This is a genomic window from Rhodococcus sp. P4_C10, assembly GCF_056402135.1.
On the sequence record NZ_JBFUHZ010000020.1, the window covers coordinates 54074 to 79520 of the forward strand.

Genomic DNA, 25447 nt, shown 5'->3' on the forward strand with positions numbered 1-25447 from the left:
TGCGTCGAATGTGTCCACCGGGACCCTATCCCGAGAACCCCGTGACTACTGTGGACCCAGTGCAGGACAAACTCGTGTGGATCGACTGTGAAATGACCGGACTGCGGCTCGGCTCCGACAAGCTCATCGAGGTGGCCGCGTTGGTCACCGACAGCGAGCTCAACGTGCTGGGCGAGGGAGTGGACATCGTCATCCACGCCGACGACGCCGCGCTCGCCGACATGCCCGACGTGGTCAAGGAGATGCACGCGCGCTCCGGGCTCACCGAGGAGGTGCGCGCCTCCACCGTCACCCTGGCCGAGGCCGAGGAGCGGGTCCTCGCCTACATCAAGGAGCACATCCCGAACGCGGGCACGGCGCCGCTGGCGGGCAACTCGATCGCCACCGACCGCGGCTTCATCACCCGGGACATGCCGCTGCTCGACGACTACCTCCACTACCGGATGATCGACGTCAGCTCCATCAAGGAGCTGTGCCGGCGCTGGTACCCCCGGATCTACTTCGGCCAGCCCGAGAAGGGCCTCTCGCACCGGGCCCTCGCGGACATCAAGGAGTCGATCCGCGAACTGAAGTACTACCGCCAGACCGCGTTCGTCGCCGACCCCGGCCCCTCCACCAGCGAGATTGCCGAAATCGTCAAGGTTCTCGAAGCCGAGTAGAAACCGATTGGCTTTCCGGCGGGGAGTCAGGCTAATATCGTTCTCGCTGCTGCGGAACAGCCCGAGAGGGCGAAGCCGTGGAAGTTATGGTGACTGTAGTTCAGTTGGTAGAGCACCAGGTTGTGATCCTGGCTGTCGCGGGTTCGAGTCCCGTCAGTCACCCGAAGAGAAGGCCCCCGATTTCGGTCGGGGGCCTTCTCTCGTTTCCGGCCAAGCCGGCGACCCCGTGACAACCACCCCCAAGCGACCGAATGCGTCATTCGTTCACTTGGAGTGAACGAATGACGCATTCGGTCAGTCGAGGCGGACCCGGATCTCCGCGGAGACGCCGGGCGTACCGGTCAGGCGTTGCCGGCGTTACCGGCCTTCCACGTGGCCCACGGCACGTTCCAGTCGCCGAGCCCGTCCGTCCCCGACAGCGTGCCGCCGAGGGTGTTCTTCACGATCGTGATGTCGCCGCGCTTGGTGTTGTCGAACACCCACTTCGCGTTGGCGGGACTCAGATTCAGGCAACCATGGCTGACGTTGGAGGACCCCTGGTCCCCCACCGACCACGGTGCGGAGTGGAAGAAGATGCCGCTGTACGACATTCGGGTCGCCCAGTCGACGGGCGTCTTGTAGCCCTGCGGCGAGTTCACCGGGACGCCGTACGTGGACGAGTCCATCACCAGGTGCGAGAACCGGTCCCCGATGATGTAGACGCCGTTGTCGGTCGGCGTGCTGTCCTTGCCCATCGAGGTCGGCATCGTCATCACCACCTCGCCGTTGCGCTCGAAGGTGACCTGCTTGGTGCTGTCGTCCGCGGTCGCGATCATCGCGTCACCGATCTTGAACTGCGAGCGCTCGTCGACCTGACCGAACAGGCCGCCGCCGAGGTCCTTGCCGAAGACGTTCACGTCGACCGTCACGGTGGTGCCGGGCGCCCAGTAGTTCTCGGGCCGCCAGCGCACCTCGCGGTTGTTCACCCAGTAGAAGGCGCCCTCGACGGGCGGGTCCGTTGTGACCTTGATCGCAGACTGGGCCGCCAGCCGGTCCGGGACGTTCTCGTCGAACTGCACGGCGACGGGCTGACCGATGCCGACGACGTCACCCTGACCGGGCAGCACGTACGGCTTGGTGAGGTTGCCGGGCGAACTCGTGGTGAACTCCGACGTCATGGTCGTCTCGCCGCCGAGACCGAAAGCGGCGGCCGTGATCCGGTACCGCCCGTTGTACGCGAGCGGCGCGGTGTTCATCCAGGACAGCCCGTCCGCGGCGACCGCGCCCGGCACCGCGGTGCCCGCGGCGTCGGTCAGCGTGACCGCGGACAGCAGCCCGTCGGTCACCCGGACCGCGACCGGGTCGGCCGGCGAGTGCCCGATGGCACCGTCCGCAACCACCGCGGTGAGCTTGGGCTTGACCATCTCCGTGACGGGGTTGAGGTCGATCGCCACCTTGGTCGGGGCCGCCTCCGCGGTACCGCCCGAGGGGACCGTGCACCCCGTGACCACCAGTGCCATTGCCGCCGCCCCCAGCGCCCACGCGCTCAGCGAGACCCGCACCATCTCCACCCCACTTCTCCTGCTTGTAGACCGCCACCGACGTCGAGAAAAACGCTCGTCACCTGTGCGGACCTGCCGAACTGCCATGATGCCAGCAGTTAGCTGGACGAGCCAACATCGACTCGGTGCAACCGGTCACGTTCGTATTTCAATCGCAGCGATCCCCCGAAGCGTTACCTGACCTGCGAGAACTTTGCAGATTTGCATTCGATCGAGGCGCTCGTCTAATGTTCTCCACGTCGCAGCGAGCGGGTCTGACCCGGTCGAGTGGCGATGCGCCTATAGCTCAGTTGGTAGAGCAAGTGACTCTTAATCACTGGGTCCGGGGTTCGAGTCCCTGTGGGCGCACCCGAAAAGCCCCCCTGATCTTCACGATCAGGGGGGCTTTCGCGTTTCTCCGTCCACCAGGCCGATTCGCTCCGGCGGTGCACGCGCAGCGATTACCCTGAGGCCACTACAGGCGCCGAACGGCGTTCCGATGCATTGCCAACGGAATGTGAGCAGCCATGGTGGACCGGGCCGATCGTCGCGAGGTACTTCCGATTCCGGATCGGCCGCATGTCGGCCTGCTGACCTACGACGCAAAAGACCCGGACACGGCGTTCCCACCGATCGAGCCGTTGCTGCCACCGGCGGGCGCACCCAATGTCCTCGTGGTCCTGCTCGACGACGTCGGGTACGGCGCCAGCAGCGCATTCGGCGGGCCGGCGAACACGCCGACCGCGGAGCGACTGCAGCGGGGCGGGCTCACCTACAACCGCTTCCACACCACCGCGCTGTGCGCGCCGACCCGGGCCGCGCTGCTCAGCGGGCGTAACCACCACTCGGTCGGGATGGGCATGATCACCGAGACCGCGACCTCGGCGCCCGGCTCGTCCGGGCTTCGCCCGAACACCAAGGCCGCACTGCCGATGACGTTGAAACTCAACGGCTACTCGACGGCCCAGTTCGGCAAGTGCCACGAGGTGCCGCCGTGGCAGACCTCGCCGGTCGGCCCGTTCGATGCCTGGCCCACCGGCGGCGGCGGATTCGAGCACTTCTACGGGTTCATCGGCGGCGAGAACAACCAGTACTACCCGGCCCTCTACGAGGGCGTCGCGCCCGTCGAGGCCGACCGGACGCCCGAGGAGGGATACCACCTCACCGAGGACCTGGCCGACCGCGCCATCGACTGGGTGCGCACCCAGAAGTCGCTCGCGCCCGACAAGCCGTTCTTCGTCTACTTCGCGCCCGGCGCCACCCACGCCCCGCATCACGTCCCGCGGGAGTGGGCCGACAAGTACGCCGGCCGGTTTGCCGGCGGGTGGGACGCACAGCGTGAGTCCATCTTCGAGCAGCAGAAGCAGCGCGGCGTGGTTCCCGACTCCGCCGAACTCACCGCCCGGCCGGACGCCATCCCGGCGTGGGACGAGATGGACGAGACCCTCAGACCGGTGCTGGAGCGTCAGATGGAGGTGTACGCGGGATTCCTCGAGCACACCGACTTTCACGTCGGCCGCGTCATCGACGCGATCGAGGCGCTCGGCGCCCTCGAGAACACACTGGTCTACTACATCATCGGCGACAACGGTGCCTCCGCCGAGGGAACGGTCAACGGGGCGTTCAACGAGATGGCGAACTTCAACGGCATGGCCGCGATCGAGACGCCGGAGTTCATGGCGGCGGTCAAGGACAAGCTCGGGACGACGGAGGCCTACAACCACTACTCGGTGGGTTGGGCGTGGGCCATGTGCGCGCCCTTCCAGTGGACCAAGCAGGTCGCCTCGCACTGGGGCGGCACCCGCAACGGCACGATCGTGCACTGGCCCGCCGGGATCCGCAGCAAGGGCGAGACCCGGTCGCAGTTCACCCACGTGATCGACGTCGCCGCGACGGTGCTCGAGGCCGCCGGGCTGCCGGAGCCCACGTTCGTCAACGGCGTGCAGCAGGCCCCCATCGAGGGCACCAGCATGGTCTACAGCTTCGACGAGGCCGACGCACCGGAGCGACACGACCTGCAGTACTTCGAGATGGCCGGCAACCGCGGCGTCTACTACAAGGGCTGGAGCGCCGTCACCCGGCACAGCACCCCGTGGCTGCCGAACGAGGTGCTGCCCGCGCTCGACGACGACGTGTGGGAGCTCTACGACGGCACCGAGGACTGGACGCAGGCCCGCGACCTGGCGGCGGAGATGCCCGAGAAACTGGCTGCGCTGCAACGGCTGTGGCTGATCGAGGCCGTGAAGTACAACGTGCTCCCGATCGACGACCGCCGGTTCGAACGGCTGAACGCGACCATCGCCGGCCGCCCGCAACTGGTGTCCGGCCACACCCAGGCGCTCTTCCCCGGCATGAAACGGCTCAGCGAGAACAGCGTCCTCGACGTCAAGAACCGGTCCTTCGCCGTCACCGCCGCAATCGAGACACCGGCCGACAGCGCGACCAACGGGGTGGTCATCGCGCAGGGCGGCCGTTTCGGCGGGTGGGCCCTCTACGTCAGCGAGGGACGCGCCCGGTTCGTCTACAACCTCCTGGGCATGAAGGAGTTCGTGACCGAGGCCACCGAAGACCTGTCCCCCGGCAGTCACCAGATCCGCGCCGAGTTCGCCTACGACGGCGGCGGTCTCGCGAAGGGCGGCGACGTCACCCTCTACTACGACGGCCGCGGTGTCGGGACCGGCAGGGTCGAGCAGACCCAGCCGATGATCTTCTCCGCGGACGAGACGACGGACATCGGCGAGGACTACGGGATGCCCGTCAGCTCCGGATACACGAGCCCGACCAGGTTCAACGGACGGATTGACGTCGTACAGATCGACGTCGGCGACGACGACCACTCCCACCTCATCGACCCGGCGGAGGTCTCGCGGGTGGCCGTTTCCCGGCAGTGACGGGCGAGTGACCGATGCCCACCCCCGTCGGCCAGGTCTTCCGCCGCCACAGACGACGCCTGCGCGCCGGACTCGCCCAGCTGCTGTCGGTCCTGGCCGGCCTGGGGCTCGGTCTCGTCATGCCGACCGTGACCGGTGGGCCCACCGTGCCCGCCCGGCAGGTCACCGACCTGTTGATCACCTTCGGCCTGGGGCTGCTCGGCGCGGTCGCCGTGATCTTCTCGCTGCTCTTCCTGGTGGTGCAGTGGGCCGCCACCACGTTCACACCACGCCTGATGCTGTTCCGGGACGACCCGATCGTCTGGCGGACCTTCGCCTTCGCCCTCGGCCTGGCCGTCTTCGCCATCACGACGGCCCTCGCAATCGGCACCCAGACCGAGGTTTCGGTGGTCCTGCCCGTCATCACCTTTCTGCTGCTGCTCGTGATGCTCGCGCTGCTGCGAACACTCCAACTCCGTGCCTTCGCCGCGATCCAACTGGCCCCGGCCCTGGGCTCCATCGCGGACCGCGGCCGGACGATCCTCGCCGCCCTCTACCCCGAGACCACCGGAGAACCCGTCACGCCGCCGACTACGCTGCCGCCGCTGCGCACGACGGTCACCTGGCCGCACCCGCCGAGCGTGGTGCAGGAGATCGATGTCGACCGGCTCCTGGTCGCCGCCCGGGCCGCGAACGCGGTGATCGTGCTGCGCGGGCTCCCCGGCACCACCCTGCAGCGCGGAGCACCCGTCGCGGACGTCCACGGCGCCGGCCTGCCGGACGTCACGGTTCTCGACACGCTGACCTGTGGCCGGGAGCGAACCTTCGTCCAGGACCCGCTGCTCGCCCTCCGGTTGCTGGCCGACATCGCGCTGCGAGCCCTCTCGCCCGCGGTGAACGACCCCGCGACGGCCGTCCAGGTGCTCGACGAGATCGAAGACCTGCTCGACCGGGTCGCCACCGCGGGCACGGCGCCGCTGTGGATCGTCGACCGCGCCGGCGTACCGCGAATCGTCGTCCCGCTGCCCGGATTCGACGAGTTCGTGCGGACCGGCCTCGACGACGTGATCGCGGCCGCCGCGACCTCGCCGATGACCCTCGACCGACTCCGGGTGCTGCTGGCGCGGGAACTGAACCGGTCGGCGCCCGTCCACCGTCGGATGCTCGGCACCCGGCAGGACTGGGTCGACGAACTGGCCGGACCCTTCACACACCTTCACCCGCCGCCCGGTGACAGCGGTCAGTCACCCTGATCGCCCCCGCTGCGGACACCGAATCGGGGCCGAATTTGGATTCACGCGGCGCGCTCGTCTAAAGTTCTCCACGTCGCAGCGAGCGGGTCTGACCCGGTCGACTGGCGATGCGCCTATAGCTCAGTTGGTAGAGCAAGTGACTCTTAATCACTGGGTCCGGGGTTCGAGTCCCTGTGGGCGCACCCGAAAAACCCCCCTGGTCTTCACGAGCAGGGGGGCTTTCGTGGTTTCACCGACCCGGCCGGCCGCTAACTGGAAAAGTGCCGCCGCAGCCGACGGTGCCGATGCGCGAAGAACGCCCCGATCCCGCGGGCCAGCAGGCCGCCCAGTCCGGGGACCACGGCCAGCGCCCGACGGGGCTCGAAGGTGACCCGGTCGTGCACGCGGGTGCGCGACGGCCCGTCCGAGGTCAGCGTCCGCTCGTGTTCCCAGCGTCGCATCGATCCCATCGTGGACCGCTCGTGGAACCGGTGTCCCGGATCCAGCTCGGCCACCGTCAGGTCGTCGTAGTCGAACGGGAGCAGGCCGAAGAGGAACAGCCAGCACCGGCCCACCTCCCGGCCCACCTCGACGGTGTCCACCGTGAGCCTGCGCCGGCCGCGGGGCATCGCCATCCGCATCACCGGCATCATCTCGCCGTTGATGCCCGCCGGCGTGACCACCCGCGCCCACACCTCGTTCCGCGGCGCCTCGACCAGCGAGGTCCGCTCGACCACGCGCACCCGGGTGGACACCGGTCAGGTCAGCTGAAGATCTTGCGCAGCACCAGGACGACGACCAGTGCGCCCGCGCCCACCAGCGCGTACTTGACGGGCGGCTCGTTCACCTTCGCCACCAGCGTGGCCTTGGCGTTCTCCACCAGACGCTTGGGGTTGGTGCGGACGCTGAGCTCGTCCAGGGTGCTGGCGAGCTGGTTGCGCGCCCGTTCGATGTCGCGCTCGATGCTGTCGGTGTCCCTGGGCACGTGAATCCCGCTTTCTCTCATCGCCGATCGTGTGTGCCTTGACCGTACCGGGAGGAGCACCCCGGCCGTAGCCAGGAACCCGCGGCGGGGCCGACGGAGCACGGCGGGCGGGGAGGTCGAGCAAGTAGCCTGACGTCGTGACCGAGAACATCAAGCTCTCCCCCGGAGACGCCGCACCCGAGTTCACCCTTCCCGACGCCGACGGCAAGGAGGTGTCGCTGTCCGACTTCCGCGGACGCAAGGTCATCGTGTACTTCTACCCGGCCGCCAGCACCCCCGGCTGCACCAAGCAGGCCTGCGACTTCCGCGACAGCCTCGCCGAGCTGAACGGCGCGGGCCTCGACGTCGTCGGCATCTCCCCCGACAAGCCCGCCAAGCTGGCCAAGTTCCGCGACGCCGAGTCGCTGACCTTCCCGCTGCTCTCCGACCCCGAGCGGACCACGCTGCAGGCGTGGGGCGCGTTCGGCGAGAAGAAGATGTACGGCAAGACCGTGCAGGGCGTGATCCGCTCGACCTTCCTCGTGGACGAGGAGGGCAAGATCGAGGTGGCCCAGTACAACGTCCGGGCCACCGGGCACGTCGCCAAGCTGCGCCGCGACCTGTCCGTCTGACGCGTCGACCGCCGCCCCTGCGCCCGGGTTCAATCCCGGACGCGGGGGGCGTCGTAGGCACAGAGCCACCGTCAGCACAGGGGCGTCGTGGTCAGCGGGTGTCGGCGAACCGGCGCAGGAACAACGCCTCCGCGACCGCCAGGTTCTCGATCTCGGACGGGTCGACGCTCTCGTTCGGGGCGTGGATGAGGCAGCGCGGCTCCTCGACCCCGATCAGGGCGATCTCCGCCCCCGGGACCTGGTTCGCGAAGACGTTGCACAGCGGGATCGACCCACCCTGCCCGACCGTGCCCAGCGGCTTGCCGAACGCCTCCGCCATGGCCGCGCCGAGCGCCGCGTACCCCGGGCCGTCGGTGCCGGCCCGGAACGGTGACCCGGTCGGCTCCCGCTCGACGGTGACCCGCGCACGCCAGGGCGCCGCGGCCTCGAGGTGCGCGATCAACGCGTCCTGGGCCTGCTGTGGGTCCATGCCCGGCGGCACCCGCAGGTTCAGCCGGGCGGAGGCGCGCGGCTGGACGGCCGCGGCCGAGCCGACCACCGGCGGGCAGTCGATGCCGAGGATGGTCAGCGCCGGCCTGGCCCACACCGCGTCCGCCACCGAACCCGTCCCGGCCAGCCCGACGCCGTCGAGCACGCCTGCGTCCGTGCGGAACTGGGCCTCGGGGTAGTCCGCCCCCGCCCACGTCTGGGTGGCGTCCAGCCCCGCCACGACGGTGTTGCCCGCGGCGTCGCGCAGCGTGGCGAGCATCGCCACCAACGCCGCCAGCGCGTCCGGCGCGGGGCCGCCGAACATGCCCGAGTGCACCTCCCCCGCCATGGTTTCCACGTGCACCACCACGTTGGCGATGCCGCGGAGGGTGGTGGTGGCGGTCGGCAGGCCCACCTCCGCGTTGCCGGTGTCGACCACCAGGATCATGTCTGCCTCGAAGAGTTCGGGCCGCTCCTCCACGAGGGCCTCGAGGCCGCCGGTGCCCATCTCCTCGGAGCCCTCGGCGACCACCCGGATGCCCACCGGGAACGGCGTACCCAGCGCCCGCAGCGCCAGCAGGTGCATCACGATGTTGCCCTTGCAGTCCGCGGCGCCGCGTCCGTACCAGCGACCGTCGCGCTCCGTGAGCTCGAACGGCGAAGTGTGCCACTTGCTCTCGTCGCCCGGCGGCTGGACGTCGTAGTGGCAGTACAGCAGCACCGTCGGCGCACCCGGCGGTCCCGGCTGGTGCCCGACGACGGCGTTCGACCCGTCGGCAGTCTCGATCAGGTCGACCGTGCCGATCCCGGCCGCGACGAACGCGTCCCGGACCCACTGCGCGGCCTGCACGCATTCCTCCGCCGGGAACTGTCGCGGGTCGGCCACCGAGCGGAAGCCGACCAGCGTCGCGAGTTCCTCACGCGCCGTGGGCATCAGGGCCCGCACCGAGCCGCGGATCTGGTCCGTCGTCGACGTCTGACTTCCCGCCATCATTCCTCCACCAGTTTCAGGTCACGCACGTGCGCGTCGTATCCGGCCAGCTCGCCCGGGCAGTAGACCTCGAGCACCAGGCGCTGGGCCTCGACCAGTTGCCGGGTGCCGATGATCGGGCGCTGGCCCGGCCCGGCCGCGCCGCTGACGATCTGCTGGTGCAGCACGGCGTCGCGCAGGGCGCTGCCGGGGTCACTGCACGCCGCCCCGCCGTCGGTGCCCAGCACCCGCGCGGTGGCCTCCGTGTCCAGGGTCCCGAATCCGGCCTCGTCGAAGCGCGCCGACAGTTCGGTCGCCTTGTCCTGCGCGGCGACGTCGTCCCGGTGCTGGTTGAACGCGACCAGCCCCCACACCGCCAGTCCCACGAAGACGGCGGCCGCCACCAGGTACACCACCCGGTGGGTGTTCTCGGGCCGCGTGGGCTGGTCGTCCACCGCGGCGATGCTCACGCCGTCGTCCTTTGCGGTACCGGCCATCTCACGCCTCCTTCACGGGATCCACGACGAGTTCCTGTTTCCAGGACGGCTTGCGCAGCGCCAGGATCAGCAGCGGCACACCCAGGCCCACGATCCCGAACCCGCCGCCGACGATCAGCACGTACACCAGCACGCTGCCGCCGCCGAACTGCGAGGGCGGTACGAAACCGATGCAGAACGCCGCCACGCTGGCGACCAGGCCCACCCAGCACAGCAGGAACAACGCGGGCGCGCGGTAGCCGCGGGGGTGGTCCGGCTGCTGACGCCGCAGCCGCATCGCCGCCACGAACATCAGCACGTACACCACCAGGTAGACCTGTGTGGTGATGACCGAGAGGATCCAGTACGCGCTGGAGACCTCCGGGATGAACGCGTAGAGCAGCGCGATCACGGTGGTCACCGCGCCCTGCGCCACCAGGATGTTCTGCTGGACCCCGTGCACGTTGAGCCGCTGCAGGATCGGCGGCAGGAAGCCGTCCTGCCGGCCGATCATCAGCAGGCCCTTCGACGGCCCGGCCAGCCAGGTGAGCATGCCGCCCAGTGACGCCGCGATCAGCATCAGCGCGAGGATCGGTGTGGCCCACCCGAACCCGAAGTGCGCGAAGAAGGTGTCGAAGGCCTGCATGACGCCCGCGGTCAGGGACAGACTCTCCGCCGGCACCACCCAGCTGATGGCGATGGCGGGCAGGATGAAGATGCCCAGCACCAGCCCCATCGCCACGAACATCGCGCGGGGGAACTCGCTGGCCGGCTTGCGCAGGCTCGAGACGTGCACGGCGTTCATCTCCATGCCCGAGTAGGACAGGAAGTTGTTGACGATGAGCACCAGGCTGGCGACGCCGGTCCAGGCCGGCAGCAGCGCACTGAACTCCATCGGGGCCGCGGACGGGTTGCCCTGGCCGAGGAACACCACGCCCATGACGATCAGCAGCACGCCGGGGATCAGGGTGCCCAGCACCAGCCCGGCGCTGGAGAGTCCGGCCACCGCCTTCATCCCCCGCGAGGACACGAACACCCCGGCCCAGAACAGGGTGACGATCACGATCGCGGTGTAGGGGCCGCTCGATGCCAGTTGCGGGTTCACCACGTAGGCAAAGGTGCTCGCGACGTACGCCAGCAGTGTCGGATAGTAGAAGATCGTCATCGCGAACTGGCACCACACGGCCAGGAACCCGGCCTTGTCCGAGATCCCCTCGCCCACCCAGCGGTAGACGCCGCCCGCCCAACCCGACGCGAGTTCGGCGGAGACCAGCGCGGTCGGCAGCAGGAACACCAGCGCCGGGACCAGGTAGAGGAACACGCAGGCCAGCCCGTACACGGCCATCGACGGGGCCGACCGCAGGCTGGCCACCGAACTGGTGGTCATCATGGCCAGGGCTATCCAGGTGATGTACTGCTGGCGCGGCGCGGGTGGTTTCCGGTGCGCCGCGGTGGAACTCGGCTCCCCTGTCGTGTCCACGCTCATTCGGTCACCATCCCGTCGGACGGGCCGCCGCGGAGTCGGCGGGCTCCCACCCACACTGTCCCCTCTACCGCTGGGGCGTGCACTCGATCATGCGGGCCCGGACCGGATTTCACCCGGATCGGATGAGCCGACCGGGCGCGGCTCAGCGATGCGCGTCGATCAGCTTCTCGATGCCGTCGAGCAGCAGGGCGAGCGCGAAGGTGAAGTCCGCGTCGTCCCAGTCGACGTCCGGGTCGGCGTCAAATGCGCCGTCCGCGACCGCCGCGGTCAGGTGCGGGAACTTCGCCGGGTCGAGCAGTTGCGGCAGCAACACCGAATAGTCCAGCGCGGCGGCGTACTCGGGCGACACCGTGGCGGAGGCCGCCTCGAAGTCCGCGGCGAAGCGGGCCCGTCCGATCACGTACAGCGAGGTGTTGAGGACGATCTGGAAACGCAGCGGCGGCGGCAGCGGGGTGTCCGCCAGGCAGCCGAGTCCGGCCTCGAGCCACGCGATGTTGTTGGGTCCGGTCGGCGGCACGCCCCCGAGGGACAGCTGCAGCCACCACCGGTGCCGCATCAGCGCCTCGTACTCGGAGGTGGCCCACTGCGCCAACGCATCCCGCCACGGCGTGCCCGGCTCGATGTGCGGCGCGGGCCCCACCACCCGGTCGGTGATCAGCTCGATCAGCTCGTCCTTGCTCTTGACGTACCGGTACAGCGACATGGTCGTGAAGCCCAGCTCCTTGGCCAGGCGGGCCATCGACAGCGACGCGGCACCCTCCGCATCCGCGACTTCGATTGCGGTGTCGAGGATCTTCTCGAGACTCAGCCCGCGGCGCGGCCCCCGACTGCCCGGTTCGGTGAGCCCCCAGGCGAGCCTGACGGCTCGGGGCAGATCGCCTGTCCCCGTGGTGTCCGCACCACTCGTGTCCATGTCCGTACCGCTCCCGTCGTCACCTCTTGCGCTCATCGTAAAACTGTGTACGTTATAAACCGAAGTATATGGCATACACAGTTTCCGATTCCGGGAGAAGACTGATGACTCACGACGAACCCACCGGGGCGATTCACGTCTCCGGCCTCACCAAGTCCTACGGCGACCACACCGTTCTCGACGGCCTGGACCTGCACGTGCCTGCCGGCCGGATCTTCGCCCTGCTCGGCGCGAACGGTGCGGGCAAGACCACCACGGTGCGCATCCTGTCCACGCTGCTGCCCTTCGACTCCGGGCAGGTGAGCGTCGCCGGACACCCGCTCCCCGGCGCCGCGCGGGCGGTGCGCCGCCGCATCAGCGTCACCGGCCAGTACGCCGCGGTCGACAAGGTGCTGACTGGCCGCGAGAACCTCGTGCTCGTAGCCGAACTCAACCACCTCGGCCGGAGCGAGGCCCGTCGCCGCACGGCGGAACTGCTGGACCGATTCGACCTCGTCGACGCGGCCGACCGCCGGGCGCAGGACTACTCGGGCGGCATGGCGCGTCGGCTGGACCTGGCGATGAGCCTGGTCGCGCACCCGAAGGTCGTCTTCCTCGACGAGCCGACCACCGGACTCGACCCGCGCAGCCGTCGTGAGATGTGGTCCGTCATCCGCGAACTCGCCGACGGCGGTGTCACCATCTTCCTGACCACGCAGTACCTCGAGGAGGCCGACCAACTCGCGGATCGTGTCGCCGTCATCGACGGCGGCCGGATCGTGGCCGAGGGCACCCCCGACGAACTCAAGCGACTGGTCGACGGCGGCCGCATGGAACTGCAGTTCGCCGACCGTGCCCAGTTCGACCTCGCCGCGGGTGCCCTGCCCGGTGCGGTCACCGACGACGCCACCCTGACCGTCGAGGTACCCACCGACGGCAGCGTCGCCTCCCTCAAGGAGCTGCTGGATCGAATCGACTCCCCCGACCTCGCGGTCGAGAGGTTCGCCCTGCACACACCCGACCTCGACGACGTCTTCTTCGCCCTCACCGGCGCACCGCGCGTGCCCGGCCCCACCTCGACGAAAGCGGCGGCCCGATGAGCACCCACACCGATCGTGAACTCACCTATGTCGTGGCCGATTCGACGGTGATGCTGCGACGCAACCTCAAACACGTCCTGCGCAGCCCGGACACCATGCTCATGGCGGCGGCGCTGCCGATCATGCTGATGCTGCTGTTCGTGTACGTCTTCGGTGGCGCGATCGACACCGGCACCGAGTACATCAACTACGTCGTCCCCGGAATCATCCTGCTGTGCGCGGCATTCGGCGCATCGACCACCGCGGTCAGCGTGTCCACCGACATGACCGAGGGCATCATCGACCGCTTCCGCACCCTGCCCATCGCGCAGTCGTCGTTCCTGACCGGGCACGTGCTCGTCAGCGTGGTCCGCAACCTGGCGACCACCGCGATCGTCATCGCGGTCGCGCTGCTGTTGGGCTTTCGCCCGACCACCGACCCGCTGCGGTGGCTGGGGGTTCTCGGTGTCATCGGCGGCTTCATCTTCGCCCTGTCGTACCTGTCGACGGCTCTGGGACTGCTCGCGAAGAACCCGGAGGCGGCGAGCGGGTTCACCTTCGCCATCATGTTCCTGCCCTACGTCAGCAGCGCGTTCGTGCCCGCCGACTCGATGCCCTCGTGGCTGCAGTGGTTCGCCGAGAACCAGCCGGTCACCCCGATCATCGAGACCGTCCGAGGACTGCTGATGGGCACCGAGATCGGCAACAGCGCCTGGCTCGCCCTCGGCTGGTGCGCGGCGATCACCGTGGCCGGCTTCGCCTGGTCGACCGTGCTCTACCGCCGGCGCGTCGCCGCCTGAAATCCCGGCCCCGTCCGAGGTATCCGGTACCGGGAGAAACACCAGACCATGGGGTGCGTCGAAACCCGAGCCCCTGCGGTTAACCTGGGGTGGTGGAAGCCATCACCAGCAGTCGAGCCTCGCGACGCGCGGACCCGGCTCTGGAGAGCCCGGACGATCCGCAGGAGTTGCTGCCCCGCAAGCGCCCCACTCAGGAGCGCAGCCAGCGCAAGTTCGACGCCCTGCTCTCCTCCGCGCGCGAACTGCTGACCGAGGTCGGTTTCGAGTCGTTCACCTGTGAGGAGGTCGCCTCCCGCGCGGACGTCCCGATCGGCACGCTCTACCAGTTCTTCGCCAACAAGTACGTCATCGTGTGCGAGCTGAACCGGCAGGACTTCGCCGACGTCCGCGACGAGCTCGAGCAGTTCAACGGCGAGGTGCCGTCGCTGGACTGGCTGCGCTTCCTCAACAACTTCGTCGACCACCTGGCAAAGCTGTGGACCTCGGACCCGTCCCGGCGGGAGGTGTGGCTGGCCATGCAGTCCACCCCGTCCACCCGCGCCACCGGCAAGATCCAGGAGAAGGGGCTGGCCGGGCAGATCGCCCTGATGCTGGCCCCGTTGACCCCACGCACCGAGCGGGACCGTCGGATCATGATGGCCGAGGTGCTGGTGCACGTCGTGTACTCGATGCTGAACTTCTCGGTGCAGGACGGCCAGAGCCACGCCGACGCCGTCGACGAACTCAAGCGGCTGATGGTCGCGTATCTCCTCGTGGCGGAGAAGGAGTCCCGCTCTCACTGATGTCCCCCGGGCGCTCGGCTCCCGATCACGGACACGACACAGACGAACGAGGCCGGGGGGGGGGGTCCGGTTCCTCGATCACGACCATCGCCCCGGCCATGTCGCCGTCGTGCGTCAGCGACAGGTGGATGATGGCGCCCGGCAGGAACTCCGCGGCCTCGTCGTGCAGCTTGATGCTCGGCCGGCCCCAGGCGTCGTTGACCACCTCGATCTGTGCGTACGCGTTGTCACCGACGGCGGGCGGCCGGGCGAACCGGGAGGACGCCCAGGCCTTGATGACCGCCTCCTTGGCCGCCCAGCGCACCGCGTAGTGACGCGCCGGCTCGGTGCTCTTCGACTCGCAGTACCGCCGTTCCCCCGGCCGGAAGCTCGAGAGCATCGCGGTGCCGGGGCGTCCCAGCTGCTCCGCGAACTCCGAGACGGTGACGAGGTCGAACCCGATTCCCAGGATGGCCATTACTGGCACCCCGGCAGACCGGAACGGTAGACGTCGTCGTCGCCGAGGCGCGCCTCGCACGTGAGCAGCATGTCGGCCTCGAGCTGACGGGCCGCCTGGGCGGGCACCGAGTCGCCGCCGAAGCGACGGTCCGCGGGCCGCTCGTAGAGGTCCGCGCCACCGCACATCGCCGACGCGAGCCGGCGCTGACCGGCGAGGGTCCGCTCCTGCGCCTGGGCCAGGTAGTCGGCCCGCTCGGCGGCGGGGATCGACTCGACGAACGCCTGCGGGTGGACCACCGCGATCAGTCCGGACACGTGACCGAAGCCGAGGCTGGTGAGCAGGCCCGCCTTGAGCGGGAAGCTGCCGCCGAAGCGCATCGCCTCACGCGGCCACACCAGGTGCTCGAACTCGGCCATCTTCGGGTCCACGCAGTCGAGGCTGCGGTTCGGCGGGACGATGCCCTGGCCGAGGACCTGGCACAGCCCGATCAGCTGGAAGGCCGCGGCGCCGCCCTTGGCGTGACCGGTCAGCGACTTCTGCGAGACCACGAACAGCGGGGAGCCCTCGCTGCGGCCCAGGGCCGCCGCCAGACGCTCGTGCAGTTCGGCCTCGTTCGGGTCGTTGGCCGCCGTCGAGGTGTCGTGCTTGGAGACCACCGAGATGTCGTCCGCGGTGACGCCGAGCGCGTTGAGCGAGAGCGCCAGCTGCGAGTCCTGGCCGCCGCGACCGGCACCCAGGGCGCCGATTCCGGGGGCCGGGATGGAGGTGTGCACGCCGTCCGCGAACGAACCGGCCCACGCCACCACACCGAGCACCGGCAGGCCCATCTCCAGCGCCAGGTCGCCCCGCGCCAGCAGGATGGTGCCGCCACCGGCGGACTCGACGAAGCCGCCGCGACGACGGTCGTTGGCCCGCGAGAAGCGGCGCTCGTCGATGCCCTTGGCCGTCATGTCGGCCGACTTGGCGGTGGCCGACATGTCGCCGAACCCGACGATGCCCTCGATGCCGAGGTCGTCGAAGCCGCCGGCGACCACCAGTTGCGCCTTGCCGAGGCGGATCTTGTCGACGCCCTCCTCGACGGACACCGCCGCCGTGGCGCACGCCGCGACCGGGTGCACCATCGCGCCGTAGCCGCCGACGTAGGACTGGACCACGTGCGCCGCGATGACGTTCGGCAGGGCCTCCTGCAGGATGTCGTTCGCGCGGGACTCGCCGAGCAGGGTGTCGATGTAGAGCGAGCGCATGGACGTCATGCCGCCCATGCCGGTGCCCTGGGTGTTGGCCACCGTCGACGGGTGCACCCAGCGCAGCAGCTCCGACGGGGTGAAGCCGCCGGTCAGGAACGCGTCCACCGTGGTGACCAGGTTCCACAGGCCGACCCGGTCCACGGATCCGGCCATGTCCGCGGGGATGCCCCACTTGGTGACGTCGAACCCGGTCGGGATCTGCCCGCCCACCGTGCGGGTGAGCTTCGCCTTGCGCGGCACCCGGATCTCGGTGCCGGCCCGGCGGGTGACCTGCCAGTCGCCGCTGTCCGGCACGGCCGCCGCGACGGTGTGCTCGGGGTCGGACTCGACGAAGGCCTTGGCCTCCGCCTCGCTGCCGACCACGAAGGTCAGGTCGTTGTCCAGGAACACCGACGTCAGCAGCGGCGCGGTGTTGTCCACCATGGCGCCCTCGTCGACGTAGGTGCGGATGCCGCACCGCTCGACGACCGCGTCGTGGTAGCGCTCGGCGATCTCCGCCTCGGGCACCAGTTCACCGGACTCGGTGTCGTACCAGCCGGCGACCGGGTCGTTCTCCCACGTGAGAAGTCCCGTGTTCCAGGCCAGTTCGAGCACGCCTGCCGCCGAGAGCTCCTCGTCGACCTCCATCTCGAAACGGGTCCGGGAGGAGCCGTAGGGGCCGAGCTCGCCGGCGCCGACGATGACCACCAGGTCGGACGGGTTGACGTCCAGCTCGGGCCAGACCATCTCGGGCAGCGCGGCGGCGAGGCGCGGCGGCGCGGGCAGCGCCGCGATGGTGCCGTCCTCGTCCGCTGCGGATTCGCTTGCCGCGGCGGCCTTCTCGGCGTCCGCCGCGTCGCGGGCCAGGGCGACCAGGTCCAGGTCGACGTCGGCGAGTCCGCCGGTCAGGTCGAGCTGCACCGGTGCGGTGACGGCCGCGCGGACCGTCTCCGGGGTGCAGCCGGCCAGCAGCTGCTCGGCCATCTCCTCGGTCGACCAGGTGCGCACACCCTTGGCCTCGACGGCCTCGACCATCGGGTCGTTGCCGCCCATCAGCCCGGTGCCGCGCACCCAGCCGATCAGGGCGTGCACCAGGGTGACCCGCTCGGCCCAGTTGCGCTCGGCGTTCCAGCGCATGACCACCGCGTCCAGCGCGGCCTTGGACTCGCCGTAGGCACCGTCGCCGCCGAACAGGCCCCGGTTCGGGGAGCCGGGCAGCACCACGTGCAGGCGCGTGTCGACGTCACGGTCGTAACCGATCTTCGACAGCCCGCCGATCAGCCGCTCGACCGACCACAGCAGCACCCGCATCTCCATCTCGGCGCGGGCGCCGGCGTCGGAGAGCTCGCCGCCCACGCGGGGCGCGGCGAACGGGAACAGCATCGTCGGGGTGACGGCCTCCTTGACCAGCTTCTTGGCGCCGCCGGCGGTCTCGGTCTGCTCGCTGCCGATCCACTCGATCAGCGCGTCGACGTCGGAGTAGGACGCCATGTTCGCGGGCACCACCCACAGGGCGGCACCGGCACGAGCGTTGGCGCGGTACAGCTTCCGGTAGAAGCCGAGCCGCTCCGAGTCCAGGCGCGAGGTGGTCACGAAGACCGTGGCCCCGCCGCGCAGCAGCTTGCCCGCCACCGAGGCGGCGATGGAGCCCTTGCTGGCGCCGGTGACGACGGCGACCTGGTCGGCCCACTCGGCTGCCTGGTCGTCGGACGCGACGGCGTCGGCGGCGATCCGGGCGTAGGTCGTCGCCAGCTCGGCGCGACCCTCCGCCTGTGCCCGCTGCTGCCACCAGGCGGCGTGGGCGGCCACGGTCTTGCCGGCGCCGGTGAAGTTCACCGTCTCCAGCGCGGACGCGTCGGACTCGAGCCACAGCCGGGCCAGGTCCTCGCGGGCGGTGGCCCAGCGGTCGTCGACGAGCACCGCGCGGCGCGCGTCGAAGGCCGGGGCGACCAGTCGGGGCCAGTCCGAGCCGAGCTCGGCGGAGACCAGGTCGACCAGCTCGGTGTCGGCGTCGGGAGCGGCCGAGACCGCCTCGTCGGCCAGGCCGAGCTGCTCGAGCACCAGCCGGGCCGCGGAGGCGAGCACGCCGTTGCGTCCGGTGATGTGCTCGGTGAACTCGCCGAGCGCGGCCGCGTCGACGGTGCCGCCCGCGCCGCCACCGGCGGCGGGCATCGACACTGCGACGCCGCGACGGGAGGCCACGGACTGGACCGCGGCGTCGATCACGGCATCCACCGCGGCGCCGTCGGACAGCGCGCCCTCGTGCAGGCCGCCGAGCGACCCGCCCCGGACGCTGGAGCCGTCGCGGGTGCCGAGCGCCACCTCGGCGGTGACGTGCGATGCCCAGCCGGCGCCGAGCTCCCAGACCTTGGTGACGCGCTCCGCGATGGCCGCCGGGCGCTTGCCCGAGGGGCCGAACACCTTGCGCAGGTGGTCGTTCAGGGAGTCGGTGAGCACCGGGCCGAACGGCTTGTAGGTACGGGCCAGCTTGTTGACGGTGACCGCCAGCGCGCCCATGTCCGCGTCCGCGGCGCCGTCGATGGCGCCGAGCGAGAGCTCCGCACCGAGGTCGACGAGCAGCTGGTTGCGGCGCGAGGACACGCCGTCGCACAGCGCCTCGATGGTGTCGGCGGGGCCGACCTGGTCCGGGCGCAGCTTGGTCCACAGCCCGATCAGCACGGCCGTCGCGTCGGACGCGGCGAATGCGATGTCGTCGGGGCGCGGTCCGCCGGACGGGGCGGCCGGGGCCGCGGCGGGTGCCGGTGCGGCCGCGGCGGCGGGCGCCTCCGAAACCGCTTCTGCCACAGGCTCGTCGTCCTCGACGGGCGCCGGGTCGGTGTCGGTGGAGAACACCACGCCGGCCTCGCGCTCGATGTTGAGCACCTCGACGGGGTTGCCGAAGCGGCCGGGCAGCTTGAGCGTCTGCGAGGCCAGGTTCGCCACGGTCGGGACCGCGCCGAGACCGATCTCGACGAAGCGCTCGACCCCGAGGCCGCCGTCGGACTCGTCGCCGAAGAGCAGGTCCTGCGTCTCGATCCACCGGACCGGGCTGGCGAACTGCCAGGCCAGCAGCTCGGCCAGGACCACGCGGCACAGGTCCGAGGGGCGTGCGGCCCACGCGTCGAAGTCCGCGAGGACCTCCGCCAGCGGCTCCGAGGGCACCAGGTCGGCGATCTCCTGGACGAAGTCGCGGCCCAGGTTGAACGGCTTGGGCACCAGGTTCGGGATGTACCGGCCGATCAGGATGGCGGGGTCGATCTCCTGCGGCAGCAGGTGCAGCAGCCGCTCGCGGAAGTCGTCGACACCCCCGCGCAGCACGGTGGAGTGGAACGGGACGTCGATGCCCGGGATCTGGATGTACGCCCGCTTGCCGCCGGTCTCGGCGCGCTTGCGGTCGATCTCCTGCTCGAGCGCGTCGAGTCCCGCGACGGTGCCGGCGATGGCGTACTGCGAGCCGCGCAGGTTCAGGTTCACGATCTCGAGGAACTCACCGGTCTCCGCGGCGACGCCCGCCACGAACTCGGCGAGGTCCTCGTCGGCGACGCCGATCTGCGACGGCCGGATCGCGGCCAGGCGGTAGTTGGAGCGGCCCGCCGCGTCGCGGGGCACCAGTGCGTGCATCGCGGAGCCGCGCTGGAAGACCACCTCGAGGACGGCCTCGAGCGGCAGCACCCCGGCGACGGCGGCGAGCGCGTTGTACTCGCCGACCGAGTGGCCGGCCAGCAGTGAGTCCTCGACGAAGGCGCCGGCCTCGCGCAGCTCCGCCACCTGGGCGACGCCCAGCACGGCCATGGCGACCTGGGTGAACTGGGTCAGGTGCAGCACGCCGTCGGGGTGCTTGTGGGTGACCCCACGCGCCTTGAGGACGGTCGGGTTGTCGCGGACCACGGCGAGGATCGAGAAGCCGAGGGCCCCGCGGGTGTGCTTGTCGGCGCGGTCCCAGATCTCGCGGGCGGCCTTGGAGCGGGCGCGGGCGTCGAGGCCCATGCCCGGACGCTGGATGCCCTGGCCGGGGAAGGCGTAGACGGTCTTCGGCGCGTCGGTGCGGCCGGAGGCGACCATCACCAGTTCGCCGTCGACGCGGCAGCCGACCTCGATGACCTCGGCGCCGCCGTCGAAGGCGGTGCGGTCCACGCGGACGTCGATCTCGGCCCCGGGCCGGACCATGCTGAGGAAGCGTGCGGTCCAGGCGGTGAGCCGGCGCGCGGGGACGGTGGCCGACGGGTCCACGGCGGTGACGACCTGCTGGGCGGCGGCGGAGAGCCACATGCCGTGCACGATCGGGCTGCCGAGGCCCGCGAGCAGCGCCGCGGCGTCGGAGGTGTGGATCGGGTTGTGGTCGCCGGAGACCCGGGCGAAGGCACCCATGTGACGCGGCGCGACGATCGTCGCCTGACGGCGGCGGCGGCGCGGGGTGTCGGTCGCGGCGTCGGTCAGCGAACCACCGGCGCGGACCGGGTCGGCCAGCTCGCCCTTGCCGGTGCGGCCGCGGATCGCGAACCGCTCCACCATGGTGGCGAACGTCGGGGCGGCGGTGCCCTCCTCGCCGCGCATGGCGCCGACCTCGACGTGGACCTCGACGACGCGGCCCATGTCGGTGTCGACGACGGAGATGCCCTCGGCCTTGACGGTGAGCACGGCGGCGTCGGCCGGGACGGCGTCGACCAGGTTGACCGCGTGGTCGAGGTGCACCAGGTCGAGCATGCCCTCGATGGCGTGGATGCCCTCGGAGGTGGTCGCGGCGCCGAGCACGGCGAACACGGCCGGCCAGCAGGCTCCGACGATGACGTCGGGCACGGCGCCGGCACCGGGGGTCAGCGACTCCGGCAGGCCGGACGCGGTGACGCCGGCGTGGTCCGCGACGAGGTCGGGGATCCAGGCGACGTTCAGCCGGGCGGTGGCGTTCTTGACGGCGGGCAGGTCCTGGCCGGCGGCCACGCCGAGCAGCGCGGACATGGCGGCCTCGGCGTCGGCGTCGGTGACCACGGGGGCGCCGCCGTCACGGGTGGAGGCGGGCACGGTCAGGCGGATGGTGACCGCGCGGCCCGCGACCAGCGGCACGCTGAGCTCGGCGGTCTCGGCGTCGACGGCGCGCAGCACGGCACCGGTGGTGGCGTGGGTGGCGGACTCCTCCTCGACGGTCCATGCGGCGAGGTCACCGAGGCGGTGCACCGGGTTACGGGTCAGGCGCGAGGCCCACAGCACGTCCGGCGAGGCCAGCACGACGGCGAGCAGGCCGCGGGCCTGGGTGCCGTGGCGGCGGGCGGTCACCTCGGTGGGTGTGACGCCCGCGCCGAGCAGCTCGTCGGTGGTGGCGCGCTCGAAGCGGTCGAGCAGCTCGCCGACCGGCTCGTCGACTCGGGTGATACCCGCGACGGCGACGGTGCCCGGGATGACGCACACCTGGTCGGCGGAGTAGCGCGGGTCGTGGGCCTGCCACAGCGAGTCGGAGCGCCACCAGCGGCGGACGTCCTTGTCGATGACCGGCACGAAGTTCACCGGCTTGCCGGCGATCTTGCACAGCGAGGTGAAGAACGGGACGTCCGCCGGGTGCAGCACGGTGTCCACGGCGTCGGGGTAGGCGGCCGTGAGGGCGCACAGCGCGGCCTCGGGCCGCTCGAGCGTCGCCTCGTCGGCGAAGAGGGTCTGGATCGGCCCGCGGTCGTTGCGGTGCAGCCGGGCCTCGGCGCGCTGCAGCATCTGGCCGAAGCGGTCGCGCCAGGTGACGTCGAGCCACACGGACTCGGTGGCGTCGGCGTAGGCCTCGGACCAGTCGGTGCCGCAGTCGAAGACCTTCGCGGAGTCGATGCCGACGGCCAGCTCCAGGTAGCGACGCAGCCAGCGCTCGTAGCTCATGGTCGCGACGTCGCCGAAGTACGGCTTCGCGGTGCCGTCGAGGGCGGCGACGATCTCGTCGCGGCGCTCGGCGACGGCGTCCGCGTCACCGGCGACCTCGTCGAGCAGGCGGCCGGTACGCGAGGCCGCGTTGTCGATCTCGTGGATGTCTGCGCCGAGCTGGCTGCGGCCGGAGGCCATGCCGCCCGCCGCGGTGCCCGCACCGACCCAGTCGGGGGTGCCGGGGGTGTCGACGAGCAGCTGCTTGACCTCGGGCGAGGTGGTGGCCTCGAGGGTCGCCATCGCCGCGGTGCCGACCAGGATGCCGTCGACCGGCATGGCCGGGTAGCCGGCCGCCTCGGACCAGCGGCCGGTGAGGTACTCAGCTGCCCGCTCCGGGGTGCCGATGCCGCCGCCGACGCAGATCACCAGGTTCGGCCGGGCGCGCAGCTCGGCGTAGGTGGTGAGCAGGAGGTCGTCGAGGTCCTCCCAGGAGTGGTGGCCACCGGCCTTGCCGCCCTCGATGTGGACGATGACCGGGTAGTCGGGGACCTCGTTGGCGATGCGGATCACCGAACGGATCTGCGCGACGGTGCCGGGCTTGAACGCGACGTGGCTGATGCCGGCCTCGCCGAGCTCCTCGATCAGCGCGACGGCCTCGTCGAGCTCGGGGATGCCGGCGGTGACGATGACGCCGTCGATCGGGGCACCGGCGGCGCGGGCCCGCTGCACGAGGCGCTTGCCGCCGAGCTGGAGCTTCCACAGGTAGGGGTCCAGGAACAGCGAGTTGAACTGCACGGCGCGGCCCGGCTCGAGCAGGGTCTGCAGCTCGGCGACGCGGTCGGTGAAGATCTGCTCGGTCACCTGGCCGCCGCCGGCCAGCTCGGCCCAGTGGCCGGCGTTGGCCGCCGCGGCGACGATCTTGGCGTCGACCGTCGTCGGGGTCATGCCCGCAAGCAGGATGGGCGAGCGGCCGGTCAGCCGGGTGAAGGCGGTGGAGGTGGCGACCTTGCCGTCGGGCAGCGTCACCAGGGTGGGGGCGAACTCGGTCCACGCCTTCTGCACGTCGGGCGCCGCGCCGGGGGTCAGCAGGTTGCGCTGGCCGCCGCGGGTGGAGGCCGCGACGATGCCGACGCCGCGGCCGCGCAGTGCGTTGACGGTCATCCGGGTGAGCAGGTCGCCCGGGCCCAGGTCCAGGATCCAGGACGCGCCGGCGTCGACGGCGTTGTCCACCTCGACGACCCAGTCGACCGAGTCGGTGAGGCAGGCGCGCGCGAGGCGGGTGGCGAGGTCTGCATCGAGGCCGCAGCGCACGGCCCAGGCGCCGACGGTGTCGACGGCGTCGGCGAGCGCGGGGTGGTGGAAGCCGATTTCCACGGCGAGCGGCTCGAACACGGGCGAGAACACGGCACCGCCGCGCTTCTTGGCGTCACGCTCGCGGGCCTCGTCGGCGGCGACCTGCTCGGCGCGCTGCTGGACGCGGGCGAGCTGCGCAGGCGGGCCGGAGAGCACCACGCGACGGCGACCGTTGCGGATGGCCATGACAGCCGCGCACTCGCGGTCGAGGCCGCGGCCGACCTCGTCGACGATGGCCTGCATCCGGGCGGGGTCGACGTCGGAGACGGCGAGCATGGGGGCGCGCTCGGCGCCGCCGAGGACGCCGCGACGACGGCCGACCAGGACCGCGGCCGCGCCGATCAGCTGCGCGATCGCGAGGAGGGAGGCGTCCGCGTTGCCACCGGTGGCGACGGACTCGGCGGCGAGCAGGCCCTGCGAGTGGCCGATCACGGCGACAGGCGGCGTGCGCTCGGGGTCGAGGCCCTGCAGGCGCAGCGACTTCAGGGCCGCGATCTGGGTGAGGAGCACGCCGGGCAGGGACACCGAGGCGGAGGTGAGTGCGGCGGCCGACGGGCCGGCCGGGGCGGCGCCCTCGTCGACGACGTCCTGCTCGAGGATCCAGCCGATCGGGTCGAAGCCGGCGGGCCGGACCACGAGGAGATCCTGGGCGACGGGCGCGAGCAGCGCGGCGGCCTCGTTGACCAGTGCGGTCATGTCGGGCTCGAGGCCGTTGTCGCGAATCAGCTCTTCGAGGGGGCTCAGCCACGCGGCGCCCTGGCCGCCGAAGGCGAGGGCGTAGGGCTCACCGGACAGGAAGCGGTCACGCAGGGGGGACTTCGCCGGTCCGGCGCTCGGTGCGAACCGCGACCGTCCGGCGCCGTTCCCCTGGCCCGCTGGTGTGCTCTCGTCGATCGTCACGCTGGACAGTCCTCTCCTGGTCGGAACCCACCGAGATCTGAAGCCTCACGCGGCCTATCGGCGAGCACGCGGGAGTCCTTCGACGGGCCCCGTCAGGTTTGCACAGAATCATGAGGACTTCCTCACGTTTGCGACCTGGACAAGCGTTCTACCAGGTAGTAGGCGTGATGCAGGTCACAAAAGCGGCTCCGAAGTGACTCGCGAGTAGGAAAAGAACGCGCTGGCTGAGCCAAAAACAGGGCGTCGGCAAATCTGAGGAACTCCTCATATTGATCGTTATAAAGTTGTTATATATGCCACAGCGCCGACCGGGCTCCGACGGACCCGTCAAGGCCCTTCCGACGCGGCGCGAAGCGGGATGCGCGGCTCCCCGCCGGCCGGGGCGGGGATGCCCGACTGCCCCGTCGAGACCGCCCGAAACCGGCCGGCCGGCACCGCGACTACGCATCCAGCACCGGGAGGATTCGGGGCAACGCGGTGGCGTAGTCTGTCCCGGTCACGCGCGAGTGGCGGAATTGGCAGACGCGCCAGGTTTAGGTCCTGGTGTCCTAGGACGTGGGGGTTCAAGTCCCCCCTCGCGCACAACAAGCAGTTCCTGGAACTGCACAAACGAGGTCACGAACTCGAAAGAGGTCGTGACCTCGTTTTTGTCGGGTGGTCGGGTGACATCTGCCGCGACGGGTCGGCAGGTAATCGACGTCGACGGCGCAGCGAGACCGCGATGATCGTGAGAGCCCGCCCGGTGCGTCACGCCACGCTGTTCGCAACCGGCCTGGGAACCACATCTAGATCAGGTCTAGCGGCTCCCCGAACCGCTCGTAGTAGACCTCACAAGCGAGCCCGCCAAGATTGGCTGGATCT

16 protein-coding genes and 4 tRNA genes are annotated in these 25447 nt (G+C 70.6%); 11 read left to right on the forward strand and 9 right to left on the reverse strand.

Annotated features, from left to right (window positions below; all coding sequences use genetic code 11):
• The first annotated feature begins 59 nt into the window (after positions 1 to 59).
• Positions 60 to 659, forward strand: a complete 600-nt coding sequence (gene orn / locus AC1DWC_RS15675; protein WP_477909461.1) for an oligoribonuclease — start codon at positions 60 to 62, stop codon at positions 657 to 659.
• Between the two features lie 89 nt (positions 660 to 748).
• Positions 749 to 821, forward strand: a tRNA-His gene (locus AC1DWC_RS15680).
• A 179-nt stretch (positions 822 to 1000) separates the two neighbouring features.
• On the opposite strand, the gene AC1DWC_RS15685 is transcribed toward AC1DWC_RS15680, so the two are convergent.
• The gene (locus AC1DWC_RS15685) at positions 1001 to 2203 is read right to left on the reverse strand and encodes a L,D-transpeptidase (protein WP_477909481.1); all 1203 of its coding nucleotides are present in this window, start codon (positions 2201 to 2203) and stop codon (positions 1001 to 1003) included.
• A gap of 272 nt (positions 2204 to 2475) precedes the next feature.
• Here AC1DWC_RS15685 and AC1DWC_RS15690 point away from each other — a divergent pair.
• From AC1DWC_RS15690 to AC1DWC_RS15705, 4 genes are all read left to right on the forward strand, one after another.
• Positions 2476 to 2548, forward strand: a tRNA-Lys gene (locus tag AC1DWC_RS15690).
• Positions 2549 to 2706: 158 nt separating this feature from the next.
• A complete protein-coding gene (locus AC1DWC_RS15695; protein ID WP_477909463.1) occupies positions 2707 to 5070 on the forward strand; it encodes an arylsulfatase in 2364 nt (787 codons plus the stop codon).
• 14 nt (positions 5071 to 5084) lie between these two features.
• The gene (locus AC1DWC_RS15700; protein WP_477909465.1) at positions 5085 to 6302 is read left to right on the forward strand and encodes a DUF2254 family protein; all 1218 of its coding nucleotides are present in this window, start codon (positions 5085 to 5087) and stop codon (positions 6300 to 6302) included.
• A gap of 109 nt (positions 6303 to 6411) precedes the next feature.
• Positions 6412 to 6484, forward strand: a tRNA-Lys gene (locus AC1DWC_RS15705).
• 66 nt (positions 6485 to 6550) lie between these two features.
• Here the strand turns inward: AC1DWC_RS15705 and AC1DWC_RS15710 are convergent.
• Entirely contained in the window at positions 6551 to 7036 is a 486-nt protein-coding gene (locus AC1DWC_RS15710; protein WP_477909467.1) for a hypothetical protein, read from the reverse strand.
• A gap of 8 nt (positions 7037 to 7044) precedes the next feature.
• Positions 7045 to 7266, reverse strand: coding sequence for a DUF3618 domain-containing protein (locus tag AC1DWC_RS15715; protein WP_072844876.1), 222 nt, complete (start codon positions 7264 to 7266; stop codon positions 7045 to 7047).
• 137 nt (positions 7267 to 7403) lie between these two features.
• Between AC1DWC_RS15715 and bcp the strand changes: the two genes are divergently transcribed.
• Entirely contained in the window at positions 7404 to 7877 is a 474-nt protein-coding gene (gene bcp / locus AC1DWC_RS15720) for a thioredoxin-dependent thiol peroxidase (protein WP_477839878.1), read from the forward strand.
• Between the two features lie 91 nt (positions 7878 to 7968).
• Here bcp and AC1DWC_RS15725 read toward each other — a convergent pair whose 3' ends face one another.
• The 4 genes from AC1DWC_RS15725 to AC1DWC_RS15740 form a co-directional block, all read right to left on the reverse strand.
• Complete coding sequence (locus tag AC1DWC_RS15725) at positions 7969 to 9336, reverse strand: M20/M25/M40 family metallo-hydrolase (RefSeq protein ID WP_477909483.1); 1368 nt, start codon at positions 9334 to 9336, stop codon at positions 7969 to 7971.
• Positions 9336 to 9812, reverse strand: coding sequence for a hypothetical protein (locus AC1DWC_RS15730; RefSeq protein WP_477909469.1), 477 nt, complete (start codon positions 9810 to 9812; stop codon positions 9336 to 9338). Before AC1DWC_RS15730 ends, AC1DWC_RS15725 begins: the two co-directional genes overlap by 1 nt.
• A gap of 1 nt (position 9813) precedes the next feature.
• Positions 9814 to 11277 (reverse strand): glutamate/gamma-aminobutyrate antiporter GadC, encoded by a 1464-nt coding sequence (gene gadC / locus AC1DWC_RS15735; RefSeq protein WP_477839883.1) that lies wholly within the window; start codon positions 11275 to 11277, stop codon positions 9814 to 9816.
• Between the two features lie 142 nt (positions 11278 to 11419).
• A complete protein-coding gene (locus tag AC1DWC_RS15740) occupies positions 11420 to 12226 on the reverse strand; it encodes a TetR/AcrR family transcriptional regulator (protein WP_477839885.1) in 807 nt (268 codons plus the stop codon).
• Positions 12227 to 12294: 68 nt separating this feature from the next.
• Here AC1DWC_RS15740 and AC1DWC_RS15745 point away from each other — a divergent pair, with 68 nt between their 5' ends.
• The 3 genes from AC1DWC_RS15745 to AC1DWC_RS15755 all read left to right on the forward strand — a co-directional run bounded on the left by AC1DWC_RS15745 (position 12295) and on the right by AC1DWC_RS15755 (position 14830).
• The gene (locus tag AC1DWC_RS15745; RefSeq protein ID WP_477909471.1) at positions 12295 to 13269 is read left to right on the forward strand and encodes an ATP-binding cassette domain-containing protein; all 975 of its coding nucleotides are present in this window, start codon (positions 12295 to 12297) and stop codon (positions 13267 to 13269) included.
• Positions 13266 to 14048: an ABC transporter permease gene (locus AC1DWC_RS15750; RefSeq protein WP_477909473.1), complete on the forward strand. Its 783-nt coding sequence runs from the start codon at positions 13266 to 13268 to the stop codon at positions 14046 to 14048. The genes AC1DWC_RS15745 and AC1DWC_RS15750 overlap by 4 nt, the downstream gene beginning before the upstream one ends.
• Before the next feature lie 92 nt (positions 14049 to 14140).
• Positions 14141 to 14830: a TetR family transcriptional regulator gene (locus tag AC1DWC_RS15755; protein ID WP_072845007.1), complete on the forward strand. Its 690-nt coding sequence runs from the start codon at positions 14141 to 14143 to the stop codon at positions 14828 to 14830.
• A 25-nt stretch (positions 14831 to 14855) separates the two neighbouring features.
• Here AC1DWC_RS15755 and acpS read toward each other — a convergent pair whose 3' ends face one another.
• Together acpS and AC1DWC_RS15765 are read right to left on the reverse strand one after the other, a co-directional pair.
• Complete coding sequence (acpS, locus tag AC1DWC_RS15760; protein WP_477909475.1) at positions 14856 to 15287, reverse strand: holo-ACP synthase AcpS; 432 nt, start codon at positions 15285 to 15287, stop codon at positions 14856 to 14858.
• Positions 15287 to 24586: a fatty acid synthase subunit beta domain-containing protein gene (locus AC1DWC_RS15765; RefSeq protein WP_477909477.1), complete on the reverse strand. Its 9300-nt coding sequence runs from the start codon at positions 24584 to 24586 to the stop codon at positions 15287 to 15289. The genes acpS and AC1DWC_RS15765 overlap by 1 nt, the downstream gene beginning before the upstream one ends.
• 500 nt (positions 24587 to 25086) lie before the next feature.
• Between AC1DWC_RS15765 and AC1DWC_RS15770 the strand changes: the two genes are divergently transcribed.
• Positions 25087 to 25168: transfer RNA gene (locus AC1DWC_RS15770), tRNA-Leu, on the forward strand.
• The last annotated feature ends 279 nt before the right edge of the window (positions 25169 to 25447 follow it).